This window comes from Albibacterium profundi (genome assembly GCF_042159835.1).
GTDB classification, from domain to species: domain Bacteria; phylum Bacteroidota; class Bacteroidia; order Sphingobacteriales; family Sphingobacteriaceae; genus Albibacterium; species Albibacterium profundi.
Map to the genome: position 1 here is coordinate 315,010 of NZ_JBBVGT010000002.1, position 26,063 is coordinate 341,072.

Annotated in this window: 19 protein-coding genes and 1 tRNA gene; 9 read left to right on the forward strand and 11 right to left on the reverse strand. The window is 40.0% G+C overall.

Annotated features, from left to right (window positions below; translation table 11 throughout):
* Nucleotides 1-124: 124 nt before the first annotated feature.
* From WKR92_RS02740 to WKR92_RS02760, 5 genes are read right to left on the reverse strand one after another with little or no spacing between them, the layout of a single operon-like run.
* Nucleotides 125-1,105 (reverse strand): glycoside hydrolase family 43 protein, encoded by a 981-nt coding sequence (locus tag WKR92_RS02740; protein ID WP_375556301.1) that lies wholly within the window; start codon nucleotides 1,103-1,105, stop codon nucleotides 125-127.
* 22 nt (nucleotides 1,106-1,127) lie between these two features.
* Entirely contained in the window at nucleotides 1,128-2,174 is a 1,047-nt protein-coding gene (locus WKR92_RS02745; protein ID WP_375556302.1) for a glycoside hydrolase family 43 protein, read from the reverse strand.
* Between the two features lie 23 nt (nucleotides 2,175-2,197).
* Nucleotides 2,198-3,754, reverse strand: a complete 1,557-nt coding sequence (locus WKR92_RS02750) for a RagB/SusD family nutrient uptake outer membrane protein (RefSeq protein WP_375556303.1) — start codon at nucleotides 3,752-3,754, stop codon at nucleotides 2,198-2,200.
* Nucleotides 3,755-3,776: 22 nt separating this feature from the next.
* Nucleotides 3,777-6,881, reverse strand: coding sequence for a SusC/RagA family TonB-linked outer membrane protein (locus tag WKR92_RS02755; protein ID WP_375556304.1), 3,105 nt, complete (start codon nucleotides 6,879-6,881; stop codon nucleotides 3,777-3,779).
* A 38-nt stretch (nucleotides 6,882-6,919) separates the two neighbouring features.
* Complete coding sequence (locus WKR92_RS02760; RefSeq protein WP_375556305.1) at nucleotides 6,920-8,080, reverse strand: cellulase family glycosylhydrolase; 1,161 nt, start codon at nucleotides 8,078-8,080, stop codon at nucleotides 6,920-6,922.
* Between the two features lie 208 nt (nucleotides 8,081-8,288).
* Between WKR92_RS02760 and WKR92_RS02765 the strand changes: the two genes are divergently transcribed.
* The gene (locus WKR92_RS02765; RefSeq protein WP_375556306.1) at nucleotides 8,289-11,459 is read left to right on the forward strand and encodes a ligand-binding sensor domain-containing protein; all 3,171 of its coding nucleotides are present in this window, start codon (nucleotides 8,289-8,291) and stop codon (nucleotides 11,457-11,459) included.
* Nucleotides 11,449-12,258 carry a response regulator transcription factor gene (locus WKR92_RS02770; RefSeq protein ID WP_375556307.1) on the forward strand — a complete coding sequence of 270 codons (810 nt, stop codon included), beginning with the start codon at nucleotides 11,449-11,451 and terminating at the stop codon, nucleotides 12,256-12,258. The genes WKR92_RS02765 and WKR92_RS02770 overlap by 11 nt, the downstream gene beginning before the upstream one ends.
* On the opposite strand, the gene WKR92_RS02775 is transcribed toward WKR92_RS02770, so the two are convergent.
* The 6 genes from WKR92_RS02775 to WKR92_RS02800 all read right to left on the reverse strand — a co-directional run bounded on the left by WKR92_RS02775 (nucleotide 12,259) and on the right by WKR92_RS02800 (nucleotide 19,475).
* Nucleotides 12,259-15,456 (reverse strand): glycosyltransferase family 117 protein, encoded by a 3,198-nt coding sequence (locus WKR92_RS02775; RefSeq protein ID WP_375556308.1) that lies wholly within the window; start codon nucleotides 15,454-15,456, stop codon nucleotides 12,259-12,261.
* Nucleotides 15,453-15,800 carry a PadR family transcriptional regulator gene (locus WKR92_RS02780; RefSeq protein ID WP_375556309.1) on the reverse strand — a complete coding sequence of 116 codons (348 nt, stop codon included), beginning with the start codon at nucleotides 15,798-15,800 and terminating at the stop codon, nucleotides 15,453-15,455. The genes WKR92_RS02775 and WKR92_RS02780 overlap by 4 nt, the downstream gene beginning before the upstream one ends.
* A gap of 78 nt (nucleotides 15,801-15,878) precedes the next feature.
* Nucleotides 15,879-16,817 carry a siderophore ABC transporter substrate-binding protein gene (locus tag WKR92_RS02785; RefSeq protein ID WP_375556310.1) on the reverse strand — a complete coding sequence of 313 codons (939 nt, stop codon included), beginning with the start codon at nucleotides 16,815-16,817 and terminating at the stop codon, nucleotides 15,879-15,881.
* A gap of 11 nt (nucleotides 16,818-16,828) precedes the next feature.
* Nucleotides 16,829-17,590, reverse strand: a complete 762-nt coding sequence (locus WKR92_RS02790; RefSeq protein ID WP_375556311.1) for an iron ABC transporter ATP-binding protein — start codon at nucleotides 17,588-17,590, stop codon at nucleotides 16,829-16,831.
* Entirely contained in the window at nucleotides 17,587-18,537 is a 951-nt protein-coding gene (locus tag WKR92_RS02795) for an iron chelate uptake ABC transporter family permease subunit (protein WP_375556312.1), read from the reverse strand. Before WKR92_RS02795 ends, WKR92_RS02790 begins: the two co-directional genes overlap by 4 nt.
* Nucleotides 18,534-19,475, reverse strand: a complete 942-nt coding sequence (locus tag WKR92_RS02800; RefSeq protein WP_375556313.1) for an ABC transporter permease — start codon at nucleotides 19,473-19,475, stop codon at nucleotides 18,534-18,536. Before WKR92_RS02800 ends, WKR92_RS02795 begins: the two co-directional genes overlap by 4 nt.
* 182 nt (nucleotides 19,476-19,657) lie before the next feature.
* On the opposite strand from WKR92_RS02800, the gene WKR92_RS02805 reads away from it, so the two are divergent.
* From WKR92_RS02805 to WKR92_RS02835, 7 genes are all read left to right on the forward strand, one after another.
* Nucleotides 19,658-20,602 (forward strand): NAD(P)/FAD-dependent oxidoreductase, encoded by a 945-nt coding sequence (locus WKR92_RS02805; RefSeq protein ID WP_375556314.1) that lies wholly within the window; start codon nucleotides 19,658-19,660, stop codon nucleotides 20,600-20,602.
* Nucleotides 20,603-20,620: 18 nt separating this feature from the next.
* Nucleotides 20,621-22,360: a DUF4091 domain-containing protein gene (locus WKR92_RS02810; protein ID WP_375556315.1), complete on the forward strand. Its 1,740-nt coding sequence runs from the start codon at nucleotides 20,621-20,623 to the stop codon at nucleotides 22,358-22,360.
* 30 nt (nucleotides 22,361-22,390) lie between these two features.
* A tRNA-Pro gene (locus WKR92_RS02815) sits at nucleotides 22,391-22,464 on the forward strand.
* 298 nt (nucleotides 22,465-22,762) lie between these two features.
* Nucleotides 22,763-23,362 (forward strand): phage integrase SAM-like domain and Arm DNA-binding domain-containing protein, encoded by a 600-nt coding sequence (locus WKR92_RS02820; RefSeq protein WP_375556316.1) that lies wholly within the window; start codon nucleotides 22,763-22,765, stop codon nucleotides 23,360-23,362.
* A gap of 61 nt (nucleotides 23,363-23,423) precedes the next feature.
* Nucleotides 23,424-23,849: a hypothetical protein gene (locus tag WKR92_RS02825; protein WP_375556317.1), complete on the forward strand. Its 426-nt coding sequence runs from the start codon at nucleotides 23,424-23,426 to the stop codon at nucleotides 23,847-23,849.
* A gap of 291 nt (nucleotides 23,850-24,140) precedes the next feature.
* Complete coding sequence (locus WKR92_RS02830) at nucleotides 24,141-24,575, forward strand: MarR family winged helix-turn-helix transcriptional regulator (protein WP_375556318.1); 435 nt, start codon at nucleotides 24,141-24,143, stop codon at nucleotides 24,573-24,575.
* A 39-nt stretch (nucleotides 24,576-24,614) separates the two neighbouring features.
* A complete protein-coding gene (locus tag WKR92_RS02835) occupies nucleotides 24,615-26,021 on the forward strand; it encodes a TolC family protein (RefSeq protein ID WP_375556319.1) in 1,407 nt (468 codons plus the stop codon).
* Nucleotides 26,022-26,063: the final 42 nt, after the last annotated feature.

A 26,063-nucleotide genomic window follows, 5' to 3' on the forward strand; every position in this document is an offset into this window, starting at 1 on the left:
ATTATGAGTTAGCAATATATCAATAATTTTTAGGATGCAGACCAATAAAAACTCGATACACTCTCAAGAAGAAACCGTAATTTTCAACTCAAAGGAATTAGTTCGCGGGAGAATACATCACAACTTATTCGACAATCAATCTCGGCGTAACAAAGTCTGGATCAATAACCATAATGGTTTCTCCGTCTTTTTCCTCAAAGCTAACCGTGCTGATATTCATAAAACGCGGGTGAATCTTATCCTTACTGCGATGCGAATGAAAAACAATTCTTAGCTGACCTTCTTTATCTTCAAACATCGCACTATGCCCTACTCCTACCAAGTCGCCAGGCATTTGAAGAATCGGATTCCCCTCATATTTAGTCCACGGACCATTTACATGGTCGGCCGTTGCATACCCAATTCCATAAAACTGACTTTCATAACTATTAGCGGAATAAGTCATATAATACTTTCCATCGTGTTTTAATACGTATGGGCCTTCGTTTACGCGGGGCCAAACTTCTTCCCATTCTTGTGAAACATTGATGCACTTCTTCATCGTCTCCGTCTTAATCGTTTTCAAATCATCCTCCAATTCGGCAACCCAAATATTCAAACCATCATTAAAGCGATCAAAAAAGAGATATGGTTTACCGTCGTCGTCAATGAACAAGGAGTTGTCGATACACTTTTCTCCACTAATCATAGGTTCCTTTACTTCTTGTATAAAAGGACCTAAAGGACTATTGCTCGTCGCCACACAGATATGTTCATCTGCAGAGTAATACATATAAAATTTACCATTGACATGATACACTTCCGGTGCCCAAAACCATCTATCGCCCCAAGTATCCTTTTTATCCAAGGCTAGTCGTTGTTCCGCTGCTTTCCATGTCAGTAAATCATCTGATGTATAAACTTCTATTCCATCTGCTGCATTAGTTCCGTAGGCATAATACACACCATCATAAAGCAAAATAAAGGGATCGCCAAAGGGAACTTCTATTGATAGAGCTTCGGAAGGGGTATTGGATGGAGGATCGGACAATTCGCCTCCCTCTTTTGCTGAACATGACAGACATCCAAAACAAACGATAAAACTCAAAAACGCAATGTATCTCATTATATTTCTATTTAATTTATTTCTATTCCGAGGTACTATTCTCTAGAACTCCATATTCATCAACAAGCCGTTCATACTCTTCTTTACTAATAGTAATCATACAGCCATGTCTAACTGAAGCGGGCATACTATATTTATCCCAATCTGCGTGAAAAGTATAGCCCGATGCTTGATACCAGGGCCCGTTTAAATTGTCAGCGATGGAAAGACCGTATGAAACGCCGGGATATTGTTCATAATACATATACCAGATTTTATTATCCGGTGATGGAATCAACATCGGCGCTTCTCTGAAGTTAGGACTAATAGGATCGGCAGGTGCTGAATAGGGACCAGTCAAAGATGCCGATCTAGCTATGCGAATCGTCTTCCCGGTAGGCCAATAAAGAGTCGGATATGTTTCATCTTTAATAACAGCAAAATACTGATCGTCAACCTTACGGATGAATACATCGATTGTACCCATTCCTAAGTCAAATAGTTTTGTCGGATGATCGGAGAAAGTCTTTAGATCTTCCGACAAAACATACAAGGTACGTTGACTAGCCCAATAGCGTTCGGGATCTTCGCTTGTCCCCTCTTTATGCGGTGTATGCCACGTAAGGATGTACTGACTCGTCGATTCGTCAAAATAAACCTTTGGAGCACCAATCCGCTGTAGGGCATCTTCATAATCTGGTGTACTTCGCAAAACTGGTGTATAAACCGTATGTTCCTTCCAGTTAATCAAATCGGATGAGACCCAGATAACAATGTCAGGTGAGCTATCGCTCGTGTTACCAGCAAGGTAATATCGTCCATCATGACCTTTGGTGATATCAGGATGTCCTTTATAGGCCTCGAATACCCGCTTTTTATTATTCAATGCCTTCCAATGTAGACCATCCAAGCTAACTGAATAATAAAGTCGACCATAGTCCTGATGGGTCATATGTGCGAACAAATATGCTTGATTTACTGCATTATTTGGGTCTGTGACTTGTCCTGGTGGATCTGGTTGCTGACCATAGACCGAGATTGTCGTGGTTGTCAATAGGAAGAATAGCAAATATCTTTTAATGCTGATCATGTCGTTGATTTACAATATAAATTCTAATATTTAGGGTTCTGCGTAAGTTTGTTATCGCTATTATCCACTTCTATTTGAGGAATCGGCAGTCGCCTGTGTTTACCAATAACAAAGTTATTAAAATCTGCGTCTCTTTCTTTTAGTTCAGCAATACCCTCTTCCGAGTCCAACAGCCCCCAACGCTTTAAATCGGCCCATCGCCACCCTTCGAAGCACAGCTCTAAAGATCGTTCCATTTGCAATCTTTTCATAAAGGCTTCTTTCGAGTTCAAACTTGCACTGTGGACGCTGGTCTGAAGGGTCGGAAGATTCACGGATGGACGCTGTCTCACTTTATTCACATAATTTGCTGCCTCAGTTATTGAGCCACCCGTTTCGACAATACATTCCGCATACATCAATAGAACATCAGCATAGCGGAGAAAACGAAAATTATTAGGTGCAAAATAATCTTCTCGATCTCGGAAATAACCGGTTGAATATTTCCGGATATACATGTGATCTCCCCAAGCAGAATCCCATGTTCGACCATAAACTAAAGGTGACTCATTAGGAAAGTCGGCCGGGCTATCTTTGTAATACAAATTATAGTACAAACGAATATCATTCCCGCCATCTAGGTTCTTTTCTTTTTTATATTCTGTCACAAACCATGACCGCGCCATACCATCCTGCCAGCCAATTCCACCCGGTGCATAGAACTGGGTGCGTTGAAAGCCTGTAGCCATGGAAGCACTATTACCTGTCCCACCCTTATTCTCATCTGAAAACTGAATTTCAAAGATTCCCTCTTTATTATTTTCATTATAATGAGTAAAGTTATCCATGTAATTGTCAACTAGACCATAGAGCGAACCCTCCCTGTCGATGAGCCACTGCAATTCATTTTTTGCCTCTTGATATTTATGCTGTTGCATATATGCTTTGGCTAAAAGAGCTTTAGCCGCACCAATTGTAGCTCTTCCCAAATTGGCGTCATCCCAGGTTTCTGGTAACTTTGTTATCGCATTCTGTAAGTCAATTTCAATTTGCGCCCAAATTTGCTCCTGCGAAACCTCTTCTGGCTTGTAACTACCATCCTTCGGTTCTAGTACCAAGGCCCCTTTCTCCCACAGGATCGCTATCTGAAAATACCAAATCGCACGTAGAAATTCGGCCTGTCCAATTACCCGGCTTCTTGTTGTCTCATCTTCAAATGGGATCTCTGGAGTGAATTTAAGAACCTGATTTGCTCTGAAAATACTTACATAAAAATCTTCCCAATGCACATTGTTGCCTTCCCAGAAATTATAGTTTACATAGTTAAAACGTGTCCAGTCAGCTAATTCATTCCACGGACTAGTACTCCATCCCTCGTCTGAACTTAAATCATAGCGAAAAGAAAGCCAACGCATCCAGGTTCCTTCCTTATAGAATCGGCTATATACAGCGTTTAAGCCTTTTTGCGCATCATCTTCTGTTTTCCAAAAAGTTTCTGTTGTTGGTTCATTGGGGTTTTTGATGTCCAACAAACTTTTCTTACATGATCCCGCAATTCCAAGAATCATGATTCCCCATATTATTATTTTAAATCTTTTCATCGTCTAAGTTTTTTATGGATAATTAAAAACTCACTTGTAAGCCAAACATAAATGTCCGGGGATTTGGAAAAGCCATATTGTCTGTTCCACGGTCCCAAACATTAGTATTGATAAAATCCGGATCCAAGCCCTTGTACTTGGTGATGGTCACTAGATTATTTCCCGAAACAAAAACACGTAATCCATCTAAATTAATTCGATTCAAAAACTGATCGTCAAACGTGTATCCCAGCTGAATATTTCGAAGTCGCAAATAAGAGCCGTTTTCCAACCAGATATCGCTGTCTCCTCGTGTATTACGTGTGTCGGCATAAATAATACGGGGGAAATCACTATCTGGATTTTCCTGATAAGGTTCATGACCAGATTCAAATCTGATGTAATTGGAGTTATCAGCAAACAAGCGACCCTGTCTCATCCCTCCATTCAGTACATCATTGCCAAACTGGCCACTCCATAACATCGAGAAATCGATATTTTTGAAGGAGAATCCTGCATTTACAGAAAGTAATAGATCCGCCCAGGGGTCACCGACAATCTGCCTGTCACCCGTCGTTATCTGACCATTATCATCCGTATCGATATAACGTAAATCTCCTAACTGGGGCCTCTTACCCTCAATAGTAATGGGATCACCTGCTGAATTCACATAATTGTCGATATCCGCCTGAGTGCGAAATAGCCCGTCGGTCTTTAATAGATAATATTCACCGAGTGAGCGACCAATTTCACTTCGTGTTTGTCCTGTATAAAACACTTCGTTTCCGTAACCTAATTCAAGTATTTCATTCTTCAGGGTTGTAATATTAGTTCCCACATTATAATTGAAATCACCTATTTGATCGCGCCACATCAACCCGAGTTCGAAGCCGGTATTTTTCAGACTTGCAACATTCGCTAGCGGCGCACCTCCTTGATTACCTGTTGTCATTGAGATTTGCATCCCAGTCAGGACATCACGCGTTTCCGAATTATAATACTCGGCCGTCGCTGAAAGTCGGTTATCTAAAAACAGTGCATCTACTCCGATGTTAGTCTGCGCTGTTCGCTCCCAACGGAGATTCTCGTTCACGATTTGTACTTGTGTAGCGCCGTTCACAAGACTTTGATCGCTACCAAACACGGTTACAATATTCGGATTAAGCGTGCCCAGATAACTCCAGTTGCCTGGGAACGCAGCATTCCCGATTTCCCCGTAATTAGCACGTATTTTCAAGTCATTGATCCACGGTACTTCAAAGAAATCCTCATTGCTTACCCGCCATGCCCCTGAAATCGAATAGAAATTATCCCATCGATTAGCTAGACTCAGTTTCGACGAGCCATCTCTTCTAAATGTAACCGTAGCGAAATATTTGTCGTCAAAAATATAATTCGCGCGACCTAAGTATGATATCAATGCATATTCTTGAATACTATTCCAGTTGGTTTGATTTTCTTGACCAGCATTCAGTACGGTTATATAATCGCCACCTAGGAATGGAAACTTGAGACGCTGAGCACCCACATCTTCCCAATACTGATGCTGATAGGTAAGCCCGGCAACGGCGTCAACGTGGTGTTTGCCAAAATCATGATCAAAATTCAGCGTATTTTCAATAAGCTCGTTGGTTTCTTTTATCCGATTTTTACTACCCGTAGGATCCCGGTATTCCTGATTCATCGTCCAGTTTCCTTCTTTTCTAAAATAGCGATATTCATCAAAAATATAATCGATACCTACGTTTAGCTTGTAAGACAGAGATTTTGTTATTTGCGCTTGACCCCAAAACGTTCCGCGCATTCGATAAATTTTAGTATTGGTATCTTCTATTTCCTCTCTTGCAATAGGGTTCGTTGCAAAAGTCCGTGCGTTGGCTTCATTACCATATCCGAATCCTCCTAAATTGTCTGGATTACGAACAGCTATTGTTGGTAGCATTCTGATGATATCAATATATGAGCTCGTCTGCAAAGGGTCTCTGTCTGTTTGCGCAAAGCTGAAGGATTCACCGAACGAAAAAATCCCTTTATTGCCCTCGGTATTCACTCGAAAAGTGTAACGATCGAATGAATTCCCATACATAATCCCGTCGTTGTTATAATAACCACCGGACAAGAAGTAGTTACCTGCATCACCGCCACCTGAGATAGAAACATTATAATCCTGCACCAAAGCAGTTCCCATAGTTTCATCTTGCCAGTCCGTATTAATATCTGCGTGATCCTGTAAATTGCCGCTCCATACCCCATCTTTAATAGCCTCTTTATAAGCCATATCATTATACTTCTTGTATTCTTCGGCTCCCATCAGATCATAGCGTGGCGACCAGTCAAAAGATTCTCGTATCGAAAAATCAACTACTGCCGGACCTTTCTTTCCTTTTTTTGTAGTTACGATGATCACCCCGTTGGCTGCCCTCGAACCATAAATAGCAGCGGCCGACGCGTCCTTTAGAATCTGGACAGATTCTACGTCGTTCGGATTAAAGTCAGCCCCCGCCGAAGTGATCAAACCATCAATCACCCATAGAGGATTGTTATTGGTCAAATTACCAATCCCACGAATTTCGATACTTGCATCGCTACCAGCGTTTCCTGTATTTCGAACATTGACCCCAGTTGCTAGTCCTTGAATTGATTGTGCTATTGTTGCTGATCCTGTTTTAGCCATTTCTCTAGTATCGACTACAGAAACAGCTCCAGTAAGATCCTTCTTGCGGACCGACCCATAGCCGATCACGACAACTTCATCCAGCTCTTCTAGAGACTCAGTAAGTGTTACTTGAATTTCGCGCTTGCTTCCAACAGTAACTTCCTGATTATCATACCCCAAAAAAGAAAAAACAAGAATCGCATCATTTGAAGGCACTTGTATTGTAAATTCACCATCTTCGTTCGTTACTGTGCTTACTTCTGTACCTTTGACTTGCACATTGATGCCCTGCATAGGCAAACCTTGCGGATTAGTTACGCGTCCGCTTACACTGGTTTGATTATATAGGGAGGAGACGTTGACACGACTCGGCACAAGAGCTCCCCGTTCACCAGCACTGAGCGTGCTAATCGTGCCGATACTTACGAGCAAGCATACCGCAAGCCCGACAGAATTTGGCCAATAGGCCTTACCTTTTATGTTTTTTTTCATAAAATCACGGTTTATTGGTGATAAAAAGGTTTATTATATTATTTGATAATATTCTTAATAAACTCTACTTCTTCTGTTATATAAGGAGTTCCATCTGTACGTAAGACATCGTGAAACCATAATTCTGGTTCTTCAGTATAGGTTTTTGTCCAGCTATCCCAAGGATACTTTGTCTGTGTTTTTCCATCCACAAAACCCCAATTGAACATCGCAACATTATGCTCCTTAGCAATCGGCAAGAAACCCTCGAAGGTACTTCCATTGGGTCGCGCCATATATTCTGTGCAAAGTAACGGACGGTTGTAGCGCTGCAGTTCTTTAAGTCGCTTTTCGAAGTCCTCAGGCTGCTCATAGTGATGAAAACTAATAATATCAGAATTCTCTATCTGTAACTTTTCGATCGGTTTCAATTCCTCATGATTAGACCAATCTCCACCGCCCCATATTCCGGATGTTAACGGCTGCGATGGATTTGCAGAGCGGGCCCACGCAAAAGCTTTCTCTAACAAAGGAATGACATAATCTACCTTATCCTTAATTTCCACCGCTTCGTAGGATGGTCCTGTCATATTATCTGGTTCGTTCCAAATATCCCAACCTAATATCCTGTCGTCGTCTGCGAAATGACCAACTACACCCTTAACATAGCGTTCCAGACGAGGATATTGCGTAGAGTCTTTTAAGGCATCCTGACCTGGGCTTTGGACCCAACCCGAGTTGTGAACGTGAGGCTTCGGTGCTCTTTGCTTTCCAGACACGGGAAAGGGATCCCAACAAGAGTCGAAGAACACGAGTAAAGTCTTAATATTATGTTTCTTAGAGATCGCTAAGTATTCATCAATGCGACTGATAAAGCCGATCGAATCTTGCTCATAGGGTAGATCGTGGAGATATACACGCATGGTATTCATACCCAAGTCCGCTGCCCAGCCCAATTCACGATCAATTGTTTCTGGATCAAAAGTGTCTTCCTGCCACATCTCTAGTTGATTGATAGCTGTAGATGGACTAAAATTCGCTCCCACTAACCATCCTTGCTTAGCATACCATTCATTCGCTTTCTCCGCTGACCACGTCGAGGTGTGGACACTATCCGAGTTATCCGTCTTGGCAGTTTCGCTGGTCGAATTTTGGTTACAACTAAATAACAAGATGGATGTAACAGCAATTGCAATACAAAACAAATTGTAGTTTCTCATAATAAGATTGGTTTTAATTCGGGTTAAAAATTGGGTAATAAGAAGTTATCTCTCCCCCATCTAATACAAAGGACGTTAATTCAACTACTTAGTTGGCATCAATTTGTTCCATTCTTTCCTTAATTTGTCCCAATCTCCGTAGAAAAGCGATAAGCAGAATATTTTCATAAATTCAATTATATTTGAACGACTACACTAACCCTGAATTGTGAGATACCTGATTGCGATACTGATTGTTGTCAATTTATTACCGATAACGGTAGTCTATGCGCAACCTTATTATTTTCGTCATTATCAAGTTGAAAATGGGTTATCCAATAATGCTGTCCTATGCAGTATGCAAGATCGACGGGGCTTTATGTGGTTTGGCACTAAAGATGGCCTAAATCGGTTCGATGGTTATTCCTTCAAAGTATTTCATAGTAATCCTGACAGTCCAAATGGTTTAGGAAGTAATTTCATCCGTGCCCTCTGTGAAGACAACAACGGTAACATATGGATTGGGACAGATCAAGGCATCTTTATATTTGATCCAAAATCGGAGAGTTTTTCGTTGTTTGACGATGAAATTGTAAACGAAGTTTTAGAAATTCAAAAAGACCATCAGGGAAACATCTGGTTCATCAATAACTTTCAATTATATCAATACAATTTTTCTGAGCAAACTATCATTCAAGTTACTTCAAACAGTCAATTTAATTGTAGCTCATTCCAGCAGGGAGAAGACAGTAGAATTTGGATCGGGACCACTGCCGGCGACCTGTTAGAATACAGCAAAGATGAGAAACGCTTCACTTCAATGTCGCTTTACAATCATTCACCTTCCGTCGAAACACGCTGGATCGAAAGCATTTACGATAGTAAACAAGGTTACCTTCTAATCGGAACAACTAAGCAGGGCGTTAAAAAATTTGACATCGAATCTAGAAGCTATCAGGATATTTTCATAGATCATAAAATAGGATCAGATATCTTTGTGCGGGATATTATGCAACATAGTAATCAAGAATATTGGTTTGCTACTGAAGCGGGGATTTTCATCTATAATATTGCAACAAATCAATTCACAAATTTAAAAAAGCAAAGAGGACATCCGTGGGCAATATCAGATAATGCAATTTATACCCTTTGCAAGGATCGGGAAGGAGGTATATGGGCGGGTACATATTTTGGCGGGATTAATTATTATGAAGCTAGTAATACCTTTTTCGAGAAGTATTTTCCACACAACGGGCGTAACGGAATTTCCGGAAATGCAGTACGAGAATTAAGTTTAGATGATTATAACAATCTGTGGATTGGCACAGAAGACGACGGTTTAAACAAACTTCATATTCCTTCTGGCAAAATAACCCATTATCGCACATCAGACGATCCTTTCAGCATTTCATTCAACAATATACACGGCCTGCTCGCTAGTGGCGACAGCTTATGGATTGGCACTTTCGAACATGGCCTTGATTTAATGGATATTCCTAGTGGAAAAGTCATTAAACACTATAGCGTAGGTGCTGAAAAGGACACGTTACCTAATAACTTTATCTTTAATATTTATAAGACTCGTAAACAGCGGATTATCCTGGCAACGGGCAGCGGGTTGCTGGAATACAATCAAAATACAAAAGCATTTCATTATGCGCCTGGCTTCCCTGAACATCTCTTCTATACGACAATATTTGAAGACTCTAAAGGCATCATATGGGCGGGGACATGGCGCGACGGCCTTTATTATTTCAATCCGAAAACTGGAGAAAGTGGTGAGTTTACTCACCAAATGGGTGACAATAAAAGCCTAGGCAGTAACCGGGTCAACCGAATTTTTGAGGATCACAAGCATAATCTATGGATTGCAACGGAAGGGGGACTCTGTCTTCTCAACTCCTCCTCTCAAACATTTAAACGCTATACAACCAACAATGGATTCCCTAGCAATCTTATCCTAGCGATGCTTGAAGATAACAATCATTACCTTTGGATTACCACATCAAAAGGACTTGTACGTTTTCATCCAGAAAGCGAAGATATTCAGATATTTACAAAAGCTAATGGGCTCTTGAGTGATCAGTTCAACTACAATTCTGCACTCAAGAATACCAAAGGAGACCTCTATTTTGGAAGCGTAAATGGATTGATAAAGTTTAATCCTATAAATTATCGTAAAAGCAATTATCATCCGCCGGTGTACATTACTGGCATACAGATACATAATCAAGACCTGGAGATCAACCAAAACACCAATTCTATTCTAAGCCAATCAATTACATACACGGAGCATATCTATGTCAGGCATGATCAGTCATCATTAAGTATCGACTTTGCGGCTTTGAGTTATGTCTCGCCAAAAATGACAGAATACGCTTACAAAATGGAAGGGTTGGATGATGAATGGACCCACATTCGTACAAACCGAAGGGCATATTTTACTAAATTACCCCCTGGTGAATATACGTTCAAAGTGAATGTCGCTGATGGAACAGGGAGTTTCAAAGGGAAAGAAAAGCAACTTCGTATCACCGTTATCCCGCCCATTTGGGCAACGCATTTCGCCTATGGGATATATATTATACTGATAGCGGGTACTACTTGGTATTTAATTCATAACTACCACTCTCGGATTAAGGAAAGAAATAGAAGAAAATTAGAACTTATACGTCACAGAAAAGAGGAGGAAGTGTACCATGCGAAAATCGATTTTTTCACAAACGTCACCCATGAGATCCGCACCCCTCTAACATTAATTAAAGCGCCACTGGAAAAAGTCATAAAGAAAACAGAGGAACTGCCTCTTATTCAAAAACATTTACAAACGATGGACAGAAATACAGATCGTTTGATGGAACTAACCGATCAATTATTAGATTTTAGAAGAATAGAAGTACAAGGTTATCAATTAAAATATGTGCCAGTCAACCTTAACGAACTTCTTACTGATAACTATCAACGGTTTAAAATGGTAGCCGCTCAAAAGAATATCCGACTAACACTAGACCTTCCTACTTACGAGTGTATGGCCAATGTGGATAAAGAAGCAGTGACACAGATTATCAGCAACTTATTGACAAACGGGTTAAAGTATGCGAAGCGTACAATTGTCCTGCGACTGTATGAACAAAGGGACGAAAACAACATGTTAACGATTTCGGTTAAAAATGATGGACATATTATCCCTGTTCATATGCGGGAGAAAGTATTCGACACGTTTGTCCGGTTGAAGGAAGGTGAAAGCCAACAGGGCTCAGGCTTAGGTTTAGCGCTAGCACGGTCCCTTGCACAGCTACATAATGGAAAGCTCTACCTTATTCCACCAGAAGACGATATGAATATTTTTATATTGAAGTTACCACTTATACAGATAAATCGAGATACAAATGGAAACTAAACAGCGAACGAAACCTTTGATTTTGGTTATCGACGACAACCCCGAAATCCTGGACTTCCTTGTGGATGATCTAAGTGAAGCGTACGAAGTACTCCAGGCGCTCGATGCTAGGTCAGCTCTGAAATTACTTAACGAACACAACGTGCAACTGATTATTTGCGATATCATGATGCCGGAAATGGATGGCTATGAGTTTTGCCGAATCGTAAAATCTGAAATCTCACACAGCCATATCCCGATAATTTTGTTAACTGCAAAGAATACGTTGCAGTCCAAGATCAAAGGGCTTGAGCAAGGCGCAGACGTGTACATTGAGAAACCTTTTTCGGTCGCACATCTAAATGCTCAGATACAAAGCTTAATAGCAAATCGAAATAAACTTCGTGATTACTTTGTTGAATCACCTCTTGTACATCTAAGAACGATGGCAAGGTCGAAAGCTGATAAGTCCTTCCTCGAGCAGCTAAACGGCACTATTGAGGAGCATATGACAGATATCCACTTTGATGTCGAACACCTTGCGGACTTGATGTGCATGAGTCGAACGACCCTCTACCGAAAAATTAATGCAATTTCAGATCTTACGCCCAATGACTTCATCAACCTAGCACGGCTCAAAAAAGCAGCTATTTTGTTGGGTGAGGGACAATTAAAAGTATATGAAATATCTGAGCGTGTAGGCTATAGCTCACAAACACAATTCGGAAGAAACTTCCACAAGCAATTTGGAATTACCCCTTCACAATTCATTGGAAAACCCCTAAGCGAATTACGACCAACCAATGAATACGACCTGTAATTAAGCCTCCACCATAAAAGCGTTGAGCATCCCTTCGAATGATTTCCGTATCGATTGATGTATTTCCATCTGCTGATACTGTTCAGTCATTCTTTGAAACTCATCCAACACATATAAGCCAACCTGAATTTCATCGCGGTAAGCAAGTTGATGTGAAGGATTAAGCGTACTAATATACGCAAGTTCTGTCTCTATGAAATCCGCTGTCATTAGCGTCAAATCATTTCCTTCGTTGACCATATCGCTAGCGTATAAATTCCGAACAGTGCTCAACTTATTAAGCGTATCTGCAACCGAATAATTTCGAAGTGGCAACTCTTTCAAACCTTTAAACAGTACATTTTGTGCTTCCTCTAGTTTATTCTCTTTAAGCAGATTAGCCGTCAGCGCATTGCTTAATTGCCAAGTACTATTAATTACCCGTCTGGATTCAACATCCAAATAGCCAGCTTGATGAAATCCACTAAAATCAAACTCATCCATAAAGTTGCTATACATCTCCGGTGTGTTGGTACGTTGAGTTTTGTCGATCCCCTCCTCGACTTTGATCGGCAGCAAACGATAGGCATAGCCCTCCAAGAAAAGATAATCCTCAAGTCCCACATACGTATCCGCAGACACAGAACTCGCAAAATAAACAGGTCGTTCCCAATTGTTATTCGCTAAAATATCAAAGATGATCAAGTCGGCTTTTGTGGCATACGATTTATCGAAGCTCCATTCCATTTCCGACACTACTTCTGATCGCTGATCATCACGAATAGTATTTGTATCCACCAGCTGCTGGGCGTCAATGGTAAGTTTCAATTTCCGGGCAGGTAGAGAGTTGATATAAGATCTGTCGGCGAGCTGCACTTGATCATTTCGATGGTTCGAAGTCATTACAGCAATTAAATCGCTTAATTCCACACTATCTGTTATACCATAATCCACATAAGGAAAGAAGTCTCTTTCACCAGCTTTATAAGTATCATGTGCTAAGCTTAATGGCAGTGGATCAGATTGGTTAACCTTCATTTTCATTTGATCGATAAATGAAGCATCATGTAAAAACTGATAATTTAAAACCCGTACATCAGTCCGATAACCTTCAACTTCCTGAACATACCACAAAGGATAAGTGTCGTTATCCGCATTAGTAATGAGTATTGCATTTGGTGCACACGAATCCAAATAATTCTTTGCCCAGGCTAGTGCCGTTGTCTTTCCTGAACGATTGTGATCATCCCAGCCCTGAGTACCCATTAGAAAAGGAGCCGAAAAAAAGCAGGCTAATAATGCGGCCGACCAAGCCAGCTTGTGTGGAGCCACTCGCTGAAAGAAGTCCTTGACCAGTAAAAAACCAAAACCAATAAAGATTGCAAAGGCGTAGAAAGAACCCACATACGCATAATCACGCTCCCTCACCTGCATGGGGTCTTGATTCAGGTAGATAATAATAGCTAAGCCCGTAAAGAAAAACAGTGTCGAAACAATCAGTGCAGTCTGCTTATTCTTTCTTAGCAACCAATAAACGCCAGCTAAACCCAATAAAAATGGTAGCCCATAAAAAACATTATGTCCTTCATTTGCCGTAATGCGTGGTGGGAGATCCTCCTGATTCCCTAGGCGAATCGCATCAACAGCTTTGATCCCTGTGATCCAATTACCATTCCGGATTCCGCCGTAGCCTTGTATATCATTCTGTCGGCCGGAGAAGTTCCACAGAAAATACCGCCAATACATCACTCCAATCTGCCATGAAGCAAAAAAACCAAGGTTCTGAGAAAACGTAGGCGTCTCCCCATCTGCTAAACCCATCCAGTTTTTATAGAAATTGACATGATGAGGCTCTTGACTATGCGTACGTGGAAATATCAAATTCTTATCGAAGATCGGTTTATATGTATTACCAGACACCTCATAGCGCTCACTTCCTCTCCGATAGGTTACACCTGTCACTTCATTACCCAAGCGCTCGGCATCAAACGTGTTCCCATACAATAAAGGTGTCGAGCCATAATTGGTCCGTCCTAAATAATTATAAAGCGCATAAGCATTATCAGGATCACTCAAATTAATCGGAGGATTGGCATTTGCTCGTATTGCAATCATCATATATGAGCTAAAACCCAAAAGAATAAAGCCAGTACAAATCAAGCTGAGGTTCAACTGATACTTCCCAGTACGCACCGAATACCATATACCCAAACCCAGAAGCACCACCACCAATAGAATGAAAAAGAGTGCTCCTGATCCAAAGGGTAATTCCAAACCGTTAACAAACCACAAATCGACTTTGAAAGCTGCTAAAACAAAATATTGCAGGATCCCGAATTGGACGAGTGCCACAAGTAAACAACCAATCAATAGCGCCTTAGCCACACCAAACGCAGAATTACGTTTTGTTTTACGAAAGTAATAGACCAACGCCAGTGCCGGAATCGTTAATAAACTTAACAGGTGAACTCCGGTAGACAAACCGACCATGAAAGCGATGAAAACCAACCAACGATCATTTAAATATCTCTCCCATTTAAGAATTGCCCAAAACGTAATCGCCGTAAATAATGATGACAGCGCATATACCTCCGCCTCGACCGCCGAAAACCAAAAGGTATCCGAAAAAGTATAAGCCGTGGCACCGATGATTCCCGAAGCCATGATACTCAGCGTCTTTGTTCTAATCTTCTCATCTCGAAAAACCTTTGACACCAAAGCAGTAATTGTCCAAAACAAAAACATGATAGTCGCGGCACTCGCCACAACAGAGCTAAAATTGACCCAGTACGCGACCTTCGACAAATCTCCTAAAGCCAAAAAGCTGAAAAGTTTTCCGATAACCAGAAACAGCGGTGCACCGGGTTGATGCCCTACCTCCAACTTAAAAGCAGCTGCTATAAATTCACCACAATCCCAAAAGCTGACCGTTGGCTCCATCGTTAACCAATACACTAAAAGAGCAAAAAGAAAGATTGAGAATCCGACAATGTTATTTGTTCGCTGGTAGACTCGCCTATCGCGATCCGTATTTATAAGTACATCGAATTCTCTATCTATGGTCTCCTTGACTTCATTTATATCAAAGTGATTGATAGCGTCACGCTGTTCCATATCTGAAACTATATGATCATATAACTCGTCTATATTCGTGTTATCGATGGTAACGTGTTGTAAATACGCACGAATTTCTTTTTGTTGGTGAATATTAAGTTTCATGAAAGCGAAGGATTAAAATTGAGCAATAAATGTAGATTATCTAGAAAACTTTTTGTCTCCTTCAATTTAACCTCTACCTCAGCTTCCCCGACGGGCGTCAGCGAATAGTATTTACGAGCTCTGTTATCTACCAACTCAACGGTTGTAGCCAGAAAACCCTCTTTCTCCATTTTATGTAGCGCCGGATAAAGTGCGCCTTCAGTTAATAGGATCTCACCATTGGTAATTTCCTTCACTACTTGGGTAAGTTCATACCCATACATACGGCCTCTTTCTTTCAGGAGTTTCAACAGGATTAATTGAAGACTACCTTTTAAGAGACCACTTTGTTTCTTCGATCTCATACACAAATATATTATTTTTTCTTACATACATAGAATCCTTAGGTATGTAAGAAAAAATAATATATCCGCTAGTATAGGCTAATTGAAAACCGAAGCAACCTCATCGATCATCATGTTGACAGAGATAATACCCGTACCAGACAGGTACCAGGCTTGAGAGTCCAAATAAACTATTTTATCATTTTTATATGCATTGGTTTGTTGGATCAGCTTATTTTCAACATCCTCCCTATTCAAAGCTTGATCACCAATAGCTGCGCTTCTATCGATCACAAACAAGATGTCCGGGTTTACTTGTTGGATAAACTCGTTTGATGCCACATTTCCATGCGTATGCGTATCAAGACCTGGTTTGGCTTCTTTTACACCTAAAACATCGTGAACGATTGCAAATCTTGATTTACTCCCATAGGCACTAAACCTTCCTTTGTTGTGTAGTACAACGAGGGCTTTTTCATCAGATACTGATGCATTAGCATGTACCTCTTCTGCTTTCGTTTTAATTTTGTCAAATGCCTTTTTAAACTCTTCTTCTTTGTTGAAGATCTGCCCCAGGTTATTTAGGTTATTTTTTAAAGAACCTAAAATATCCTCTGTATCATTTGCATGGTTATAAGTTGGCGCGATCTTCGAAAGAGTTTCATACGATTCAGCCAAACGACCACCAATAATGATCAAATCAGGTTGCAATTCATTGATCTTTTCGATATCAACTTCGGTAATGTTTCCTACGTCCTCTATCGACTCATCATCTTTAAATTTACTCAAATAATCGGGAAGCGCATTTTTGGCAATTGCTACAGGTTTTACACCAATAGCGTCCAAATTCTCTAAGGCTCCAAATTCTAGAACGACTACACGTTGAGGATTTACAGGCACCTCTATCGTTCCAAGGTTATGAGTCACCGTTACGGTTTCATTATTCGCATTTTCTTCAGATCCACTCTGTTGGCCGCTATTACAACTTGTAAAAACCAACACGAGTGCTGCCGCAAATAAACCAATCGCTTTTTTCATAGTTAAAATAATTAGTGATTAAAATAGTTACAAATTCTCTTGTTCTTATACTCCGAAATACTAAAGTCGATATCGAAGATATCTTTTAGCACACATTCTGTAATTATATTCTCTGTGGTATCACAGTATCGGATTTTGTGATTTTTTAAGGCTACAATATGGTCAGAGTAATGCGATGCAAAATTTATATCGTGCAGTACAATGATAATCGTCTTCCCTAATTCATCAGCCAATTTTTTCAATATTTTCATAATCTGAACCGAATGCTTCATATCCAGATTATTCAAAGGCTCATCCAGCAAAATATATTCTGTATCCTGCGCTACAACCATGGCCATGTAAGCGCGTTGCTTCTGTCCACCGCTTAGCTCATCCATATACGAATCTTCTATATCCTGCAAGTTGAGAAAGGTGATAGCCTCATCAATCTTCTCGTTGTCCTGTTTAGAAAGCTTTCCCTGGCTATATGGAAAACGGCCAAAAGCCACCAACTCACGAACTGTCAACCGCAGACCAACCTGATTAAACTGTTTAAGTATAGATAAATGTTGAGCAAGAACCCTGTTCTTATAATCGGTGATGTTCTTTTCATCGACTAAAATCACCCCACCATCCTGCGGCAGCAACCTGCTAATGATGGACAATAGCGTACTTTTTCCGGCACCATTACTCCCAATTAGGGAAGTAATCTGTCCTTTTGGAAAGCGGATCGAGATATCGTCCAATATGATCCGATCACCATATTGCTTCGTTATATTTTTTACTTCGATCATATCTTTTTAACTTTTAATAATAAATACATAAAATACAGCCCACCTATAAAATTAATAATCGTACTTATTGGCGTTGACAAGGCAAACAATCGTTCCATTAAAAACTGTCCGCCAATGACGGTAATAGCTGAAACTAAACAACAGGCAAAAATAATTACGCTGTGCCTATGCGTCTTAATCAGTTCATAAGTAAGGTTGCTTACCAATAGTCCAAAAAAGGTTATGGGACCAACTAATGCAGTTGATACGGATACCATAACAGCAATAATGATTAAGAAAATCTGAATCATCCGATTGTAGTTCAAACCCAAATTTATAGCCTGATCTCTACCTAAGGCTATCACATCCAAGTATTTCGTTAAGCGGAACCCGACAATCATTAAAGCACCTATCAATACCAACGAATAAACAAGTAAGTCATCATTTATCTTGTTGAAAGACGCAAACATCTTCCCCTGAATAATGAAGAAATCGTTCGGGTCAATCAGCAATTGCATAAACGAACTCATTGTATTAAACAGAATCCCCAGCACCAGACCAATCAATAACAAAAGGTACATATTGCTCTTCCCCTTTTTATAGATCAGGATATACAGCAAAAAAGCAAAACCGATCATACAGAGAACCGACAGCAGAAAGTTATCGACGCTGTTGAGGACTTTAAAAGTCATATCGCCGTAAATAAAAACAATAACAGTCTGCAACAGTAAGTAAACCGACTCAAAGCCCATAATAGATGGCGTCAGTATTCGGTTAGCCGTAAGCGTTTGGAAGGCGACGGAAGAATAAGCTACGCAACAAGAAACAATGAGCATAGCTAACACTTTACTAGATCTAAGTTGAATAGCAAACTCCCAACTATTCCCAAGCCGATAGAACAAGTAAGATACTACAACCAACAAGGTTGTAAGCCCCAATGCTGTTATTTTTTTTCTATCTCCTGTCATTTCTTTCTTAATAACAAGATTAGAAAAACGACTCCACCGATAATTCCCACCATCATTCCGATAGGTATTTCAAATGGATAAATGACTAATCGCCCGATGATATCACAGATCAATAAAAAGATTGCTCCAAAAAAAGCAATTAACGGTAAAGTTTTCCGAACATTATCACCGTACATCATACTGACAATATTCGGTATCACCAATCCCAGAAAGGGTATAGCGCCAGCCGTAATCACCACCGTACTCACCGTAAGCGACACACAGAATAAACCAATCTGCATCACTGCATTATAATTGAGACCCAGATTCTTCGAAAAATCCTCACCCATTCCTACGATCGTAAATTTGTTGGCATATAAATAGGTGATCACCACTGCCGGTAAGCTTAGATAAATCAATTCATAGCGCCCCTGCAAGACGCTTGAAAAATCCCCCATCATCCACGCATCCGTGTCTTGAACGATATTCATTCGGACAGCAAAGAATGTTGAAATGGAGTTCAAAATACCGCCAAACATGAGCCCTACCAAAGGCACAAAAACCACGTTTCTAAAACGAATTTTCTGAACAATCTTCAAAAAAAGAAGACTCGCTAAAAACGTAAATAAGAAAGCGAAAATCATCTTTCCGGTAAAACCCACCGAAGGAATGATGATCAAGGCGGCCAATAAACCCATCTTCGTTGCTTCCAGCGTACCAGCAGTCGTAGGCGACACAAACTTATTTTGTGTCATCTGTTGCATAATCAGACCAGACACACTCAAGCCCACCCCCGCCAAGATCAACGCAACGGTACGTGGAATCCGACTTATCGTAAATAGCAGGATCGTTTCCGCGTCCGACTCCAATAGGTCCGATATAGAAATATCCGCTACGCCGACGAACAAAGAAGTTATGGCCAAAACGATCAACAGTCCGGCAAGTGCAAGCTTTTTCAAAATAGCTGCAATATTATTTATAATAAATCTTAATAAGAAACATTGCCGTAAAGTTATTGTAATAAAATTGTCAATATTGACATAAATCAAATCGACGAGATAAACGAATGCAATCAAACTGCATTAAATTTATATATTTGCAACATTATTGCATTATATTAATAACGTACAGCCCATCATCCATGAAAAATAAAAACACGACAAGCATTCATCCATTTGAAGTCATTATTATCGGAGGCAGTTACGCCGGACTCTCAGCGGCCATGTCCTTAGGCCGTTCTTTACGCAAGGTTCTTATTATCGATCGTGGATTACCATGCAACAGATCAACCCCCAAGTCCCATAACTTTTTAACGCAGGATGGCGAGGCCCCTGCTGCAATAAGTGAGTTATCTAAAAAACAGGTATTGACTTACAACACCGTAGAAATAAGAAATGACCTGGCAACAAGCTGTGAACGCCATGAAGATACCTTCCGGGTAGAAACAGAATCAGGTGAAACATATCTTGGGAAAAAAGTGCTCTTTGCAACCGGGATCAAGGACTTACTACCGAAAATTGAGGGCCTCTCCGATTGCTGGGGAAAGTCAGTAATCCATTGTCCTTATTGTCATGGCTATGAATATCACGGTAAAAAAACAGGTATTCTAGCAAACGGTGAAGCAGCCATTCATCTCACCAAACTCATTAGTAACCTGACACAAGATCTAACCATCTTCACAAACGGTCCGACAGACCTTACGAGCGAACAAACGGAATCACTAGGACAAAGGAACATCGATCTTATCGAAACGCCCCTTAAAACGATCAAACACCAAGAAGGCTATATTAATCATCTTGATTTGGAAGACGGTTCGATTGTTCAAATCGATGCATTATATGCACGCGTTCCCTTCCAACAGAACTGCAAATTGCCGGAAAACATGGGTTGTGAACTAAATGAACATGGGTTTATCTCAATAAACAACTTTCAGGAAACCAATATTGAAGGCGTGTTTGCCGCCGGGGACAACTCATCAGGAATGCGTTCCTTGGCCAATGCAATAGCCGCTGGCAGCTTAGCGGGAGCCATCATAAACGGTCAACTTTGCGACGAAGACTTCGGTTCCCCTATGAATTTAAATTAAAAAGAATAAATTAGCGTTATGAACAAAATTATAACGCTCCTATTTTTAATCGTATCCTTTTCTGCACAAGCTCAGTTAAAAGAATACGTACAGTTTCAAGAACTTGAAGATCCAAAACCCAAAGATTTAACCAGCTGGGAGACCTACACATCTGACGCCTACAGCGGATTTGTATCCGTAGACGAGCACTTTCACCGTTCATCGGCACCCGTTCTATCTCAAATATCATCCAGTTGGGAAGGCAAAGGCTGGAAAGGCGAACGCGTACACACGCAAGCACTCATCTGGACAAACAAAGAATTGAAAGACGTAAACCTTTCGGTTGAGGAACTAGTAGGACCAGGTTCAAGCACCATCCCAAAAGGAAATATACGAGCTAATTTTGTTCGCTATACACTAACCGATCACTTAGGCGATCTGACATCCGGTTGCGGAATCCCCGCCGGCTTAGACACCTCCTTACATGCCGACCTGATCGATGATATCGCAAATTTCACCATCAAAGACCAAACCAGCAGACCACTCTGGCTTAGTGTGGCCATCCCTCAAAATGCACAGGCTGGTATTTACAAAGGCATATTGACCATTTCATCACCTGACTATAACGCAGAACTCCCTTTTCAGATTGAAGTAATCAACCGCACATTGCCAGTCGCCAGCGAATGGACATACCATTTAGATATTTGGCAGAACCCCTATAGCGTAGCACGCGTCCATGGCGTAGAACCTTGGAGCGACCAGCATTTTGAAGTGATGAAACCCGTGATGGCACGCTTGGCCGATGCCGGACAGAAAAATATCACAGCCTCCATCATTTATGACCCTTGGAACGCACAAACCTATGATATCTACGGCAGCATGATCCAATGGACAAAAAAGAAAAACGGATCTTGGGAATACGACTACAGCATTTTCGACAAATGGGTACAGTACATGATGGATTTGGGGATTGATGAATACATCAATTGCTATAGCATGATCCCTTGGAACCTCAAATTCTATTATCATGATGAGGCTACCAACAGCGAAAAATTATTAGTAGCCACACCGGGTACCGCAGAATACAAAAACCACTGGCAAAACATGCTCGAAGATTTTGCCAAGCATCTGAAGAAAAAGGGTTGGTTTGATAAAACCACCATCGCCATGGACGAACGGCCAGAAGAACATATGAATGCCGCCATCGACATTATCAAATCAGCCGACCCAGACTACTTGATTTCCATGGCCGGCGTTTACCATCCAGATTTGCAAGACAAACTTGTTGATTATAGCGTTGCCTATCAACAACCCATTCCACATGAAGTAATTGAAGAGCGTAGAGCGAAAGGCTTGAAAACCACTTTCTATACATGCTGTGCAGAGCCTTATCCTAACACATTCACCTCTTCTCCATACGCAGAAGCAACCTGGTTGTCATGGCACGCCTTAAACCTAGATTTCGACGGCTATCTGCGCTGGGCATATAATAACTGGACTGAAGACCCACAGCGCGACTCACGCTTCCGTTCGTGGGCAGCTGGCGACACCTATTTAGTCTATCCCGGCAACCGTACTTCAATCCGTTTCGAACGATTAAGAGAAGGCATCCAAGACTTCGAAAAAGCCAAAATATTACGTGAAGAACTTAAAAAATCGGGTGACAACGAACGCCTGAAAGAACTAGAAGCTGCAATCAAAGCCTTTGATGCTGAAACCTTGAAAAAGACACCTGCATCGGTAACCGTAAATGCCGCAAAAGCTGTTTTAAACAAATAGTAATTTTTCTATATTTGCTGTCATTGTTTTCGGGATGTAGCGTAGCCCGGTATCGCGCCAGCATGGGGTGCTGGAGGTCGTCGGTTCAAATCCGGCCATCCCGACGAAAGCCAGTTCATCTGGATCCATAAGCCTCTAAATCATACGATTTTGAGGCTTTTTTGCTTTTAAACCGTCCTTTTCAATACATACTATTCTTCCTATCATGCGAACAAAGAGGTGAACAGATTTAAATTTTATATTTGTTCACCAGAATGAGTTAGATAGCTGATTTACAATCCAATGTAGAAATAATCTATGAACTCAGTTGTATCAAAATGAATCACTTTTTTGGTTCACTGGTGAACTGTTTCGACATAATAGTTTGAAACAATTTATCTAAGTATTTAAAAAGGAGTAAAAATGAGATCAACAAACACATCCGGAATCCATTTCGTATTGAGAATGAGCCGTGGAAAAAATGGAAAAGCAGCAATTTATGTTCGTATCGTGGTAGACAAAGGCCGCAGTGAGATCGCCCTTAAGCGATTGATCGATATTGCTGACTGGAACAAAGTAAAGGGAATGGCCAAACCGAAAAATGTAGAGCTGAAAGCCTTAAACAGTTATCTGGAAGAAACCCGGGGACTTCTCACTTCCCACTACCAGGAATTTATTATCAAGAAGCAGCTTGTAACGGCTGATGCAGTCAAAAACAAATATATTGGAATTGTAGAGCAGGAAAATACACTCCAATCGTTAATGGAATATCATAACCTGCTTATGAAAGAAGTACTGGCATATGGAACGCTCAAAAATTACTTCACCACCGTTAAATATCTAAAGGAGTTTTTACTAAAACAGTTCAAGAAGTCAGATATCTATCTTACCGAATTGGATTATCAGTTTATTACTCAGTTTGAATATTTCCTGAGAACCTATGAGCCGACAGATTATCATAAAGGAATGGCGAATAATGGTGTCATGAAGCATTTGGAACGGTTTCGTAAGATGGTATTTTAATCTTTTTGAGGATAACACATATAAAATTCAAGAGAACTCAGAGCACGATTGTCTATTTTCTTTGCCAATAGAAGAAAAATACAAAAATGGGTTTCTTTTACAATGTTATGATAATGGGCATATAAATAAGGTGTATGTAAATTCTATTTTAGATAAACGATTAAACTATCATTATTCAAACGGGAAAAATCCCAATGCCAAAATTTTATACCTGAAACTTATCGAGGTCGATTCAATTATAGCCCTAAAGATAAAACGAGGTCAAAAAACTGTTTTTAAAGCTCATAAAACCGAAAATATTTCGAATAGAGAACTCTTACACTTGCAGGGTTATAAAATTGTATATCAAAACTATGACAATATTAAATACAAGATTTTACCGAATAAAATCTATGAGGATATAAGAAGACTTGTTTTTAATAGTTTTACCGTAGAAGGAAAATCCGTTCATAACAACTACTATGAAAATGAGTGGAAAAATAATTAAACAGTTCTTTCCTAAATTAGATGAGTAGGAAGGTTGGGCTCATATTTTTATTTGTCCCGCGAATAAAACTAAGATACCGCCAAATTATAAGCAAGCATCATATCACTAAGGTCATACGAGAATCCCCCGCGCATTTGCGGCCTGCGAAACCCCTGCGCTCATGGCCTCGGCTGTTCTTGTATGTATTATCCAATAATTCAAACCAACTCCTAATCATTAAATTATTTTATAACAGTTTCAGCTTTTTTGGCACACTCATTGTAGTTGTATATGCAACTAGATTTGAATAGAGTGAAAATATCAATAAGCGACATTTTTAATATTGTAATAGGTAGAACAACTAATATAGTTAATAGGAAATTGCAACGTGAGTTTAAGCGAGCTAATCTTGCGATTACTCATGAACAATGGACTCTTCTTTCTGCTTTATGGAATGAGGATGGACAGACACAGCAATCGCTCTCTGAGAAAACCTTTCGTGACAAAACTAGTGTTACTAGACTGATTAATAAGCTAGAATCTCGAAGTTTGGTGGTTAGAGTTACTGATAAATATGATCAGCGAACAAACTTAATTTATCTGACAGCTCAAGGAAAGTCTTTAGAAAACACAACTACACAAATTTTAAAGCAAACCTACCAGAAAGCTATTGCAGGTATCTCTGAGAAAGATATTTTGATCTGTAAGGATGTTTTAAATAGAGTTTTCGATAACTTGAAAGATTGATATTTTTAATATAAAATGGTTGTATTGACAACAATAGACATGAAACGTATATTATTTATCCCAGCATTTCTACTTACATCCCTTCAGATTAGCGCACAAACGAATGTTTCTGATTTTGCAAAATCATTAACTAATGATGCGTTGAAGAAGAGTTATGAGCTAAATAATGCTCAGTTAGAAAGCGAAAAAACAGCACAGGATATTAAAAGTGCTAAAGCTACCTATATTCCAAAGATAAATGCCATTGGGGCTTACGCATATATTAATCAGGACCTTACGGTAGATCTTCCTTCTATACAAACTGGGATATCTGGACTTAATTTATTTGAAGGTAGCCAGTCTTTTGGTATTAAAGGACAATTAGGACTTGCAGCAGTTAACGCTGAAATGGTTCTGTTCTCTGGTATGCAGGCTGAATATGGTTCAAAAGCCTTGGCCGAAAAAAAGAACGCTCAAGAATATCTCTCGAAGGCGAAGAGTGATGAAATTATTCAAGATATCTTGCAGACAATTGATCAAATCGCACTTTTACATCAATCAAAACTGCTTTTAGATGAAAGTCAAAAAAGGTTAGATAAAGAGAATTTACGGGTAATCAAAGCGATTGAAAATGGATTGGCTATTCCTTATGATAGAAAGAGGATTGAAGTAGCTATTTATCGTTTGGAAGCTAAAAAACAAGAATACGAAGGAAAAAAGGAGCTTTTGTTTTCAAAGTTAAGTATGATCACGGGTCGATCTGTAGACGACTTAGAAAGCCAGACCAAAGAGTTGAGCTACTTGAATCCCTGGCGGTTTGTGTCGCATGATTTATCCAATGAGGGTTCTATGGTAAATACTCGTCCTGAAATGCAAGCACTGAGTTCAGGAATTAAAGCTGTAGATTATCAGATTAAAATGGAAAAGGCAAAAGCTCTTCCTCAGGTTATTGCAATGGGTAGTGTAGGTTATACAAATTTGCACAATACCGAAATTTCAACACCATATCATTTACCCGTTTCTGGCCAGGAAGGGAATCTTAAAGCGAATAAAATTGAGGCCTTTCCCAATTATATAGTAGGAGTAGGTGTAAAATGGAACTTGTTTTCTGGGACAAAAAGAACACATGAGATTAAGAAATTGAGTCTTGAAAAGACCATCGTTGAGAATAAAAGAAAAGATATCAAGGAGAAATTAGATCTCTTATTACAGAAATCGCGTACAGAATTTAAATTGGCAGAAAAACAAATGCAATTGAAAGAAAAAGAGAAAGCTGTATCTGAGGATGCAATGAATACTGCTGTTAAAAGTTACCAGGAAGGATTAATTTCTATAACGGAGCGTATTGAAGCTGAGAATTCTTTGCAGCAATCACAAATGGAATATGTACAAGCTGTTTTTGAACAAAGAAAAGCAGCCCTGTCTTATTTGAAGGCTCAGGGTGCTTTGACATTAGAGAGTTTGTAAATTACAAGAAACAAAGTTTTAATTGCTGAATAATAATAAGAT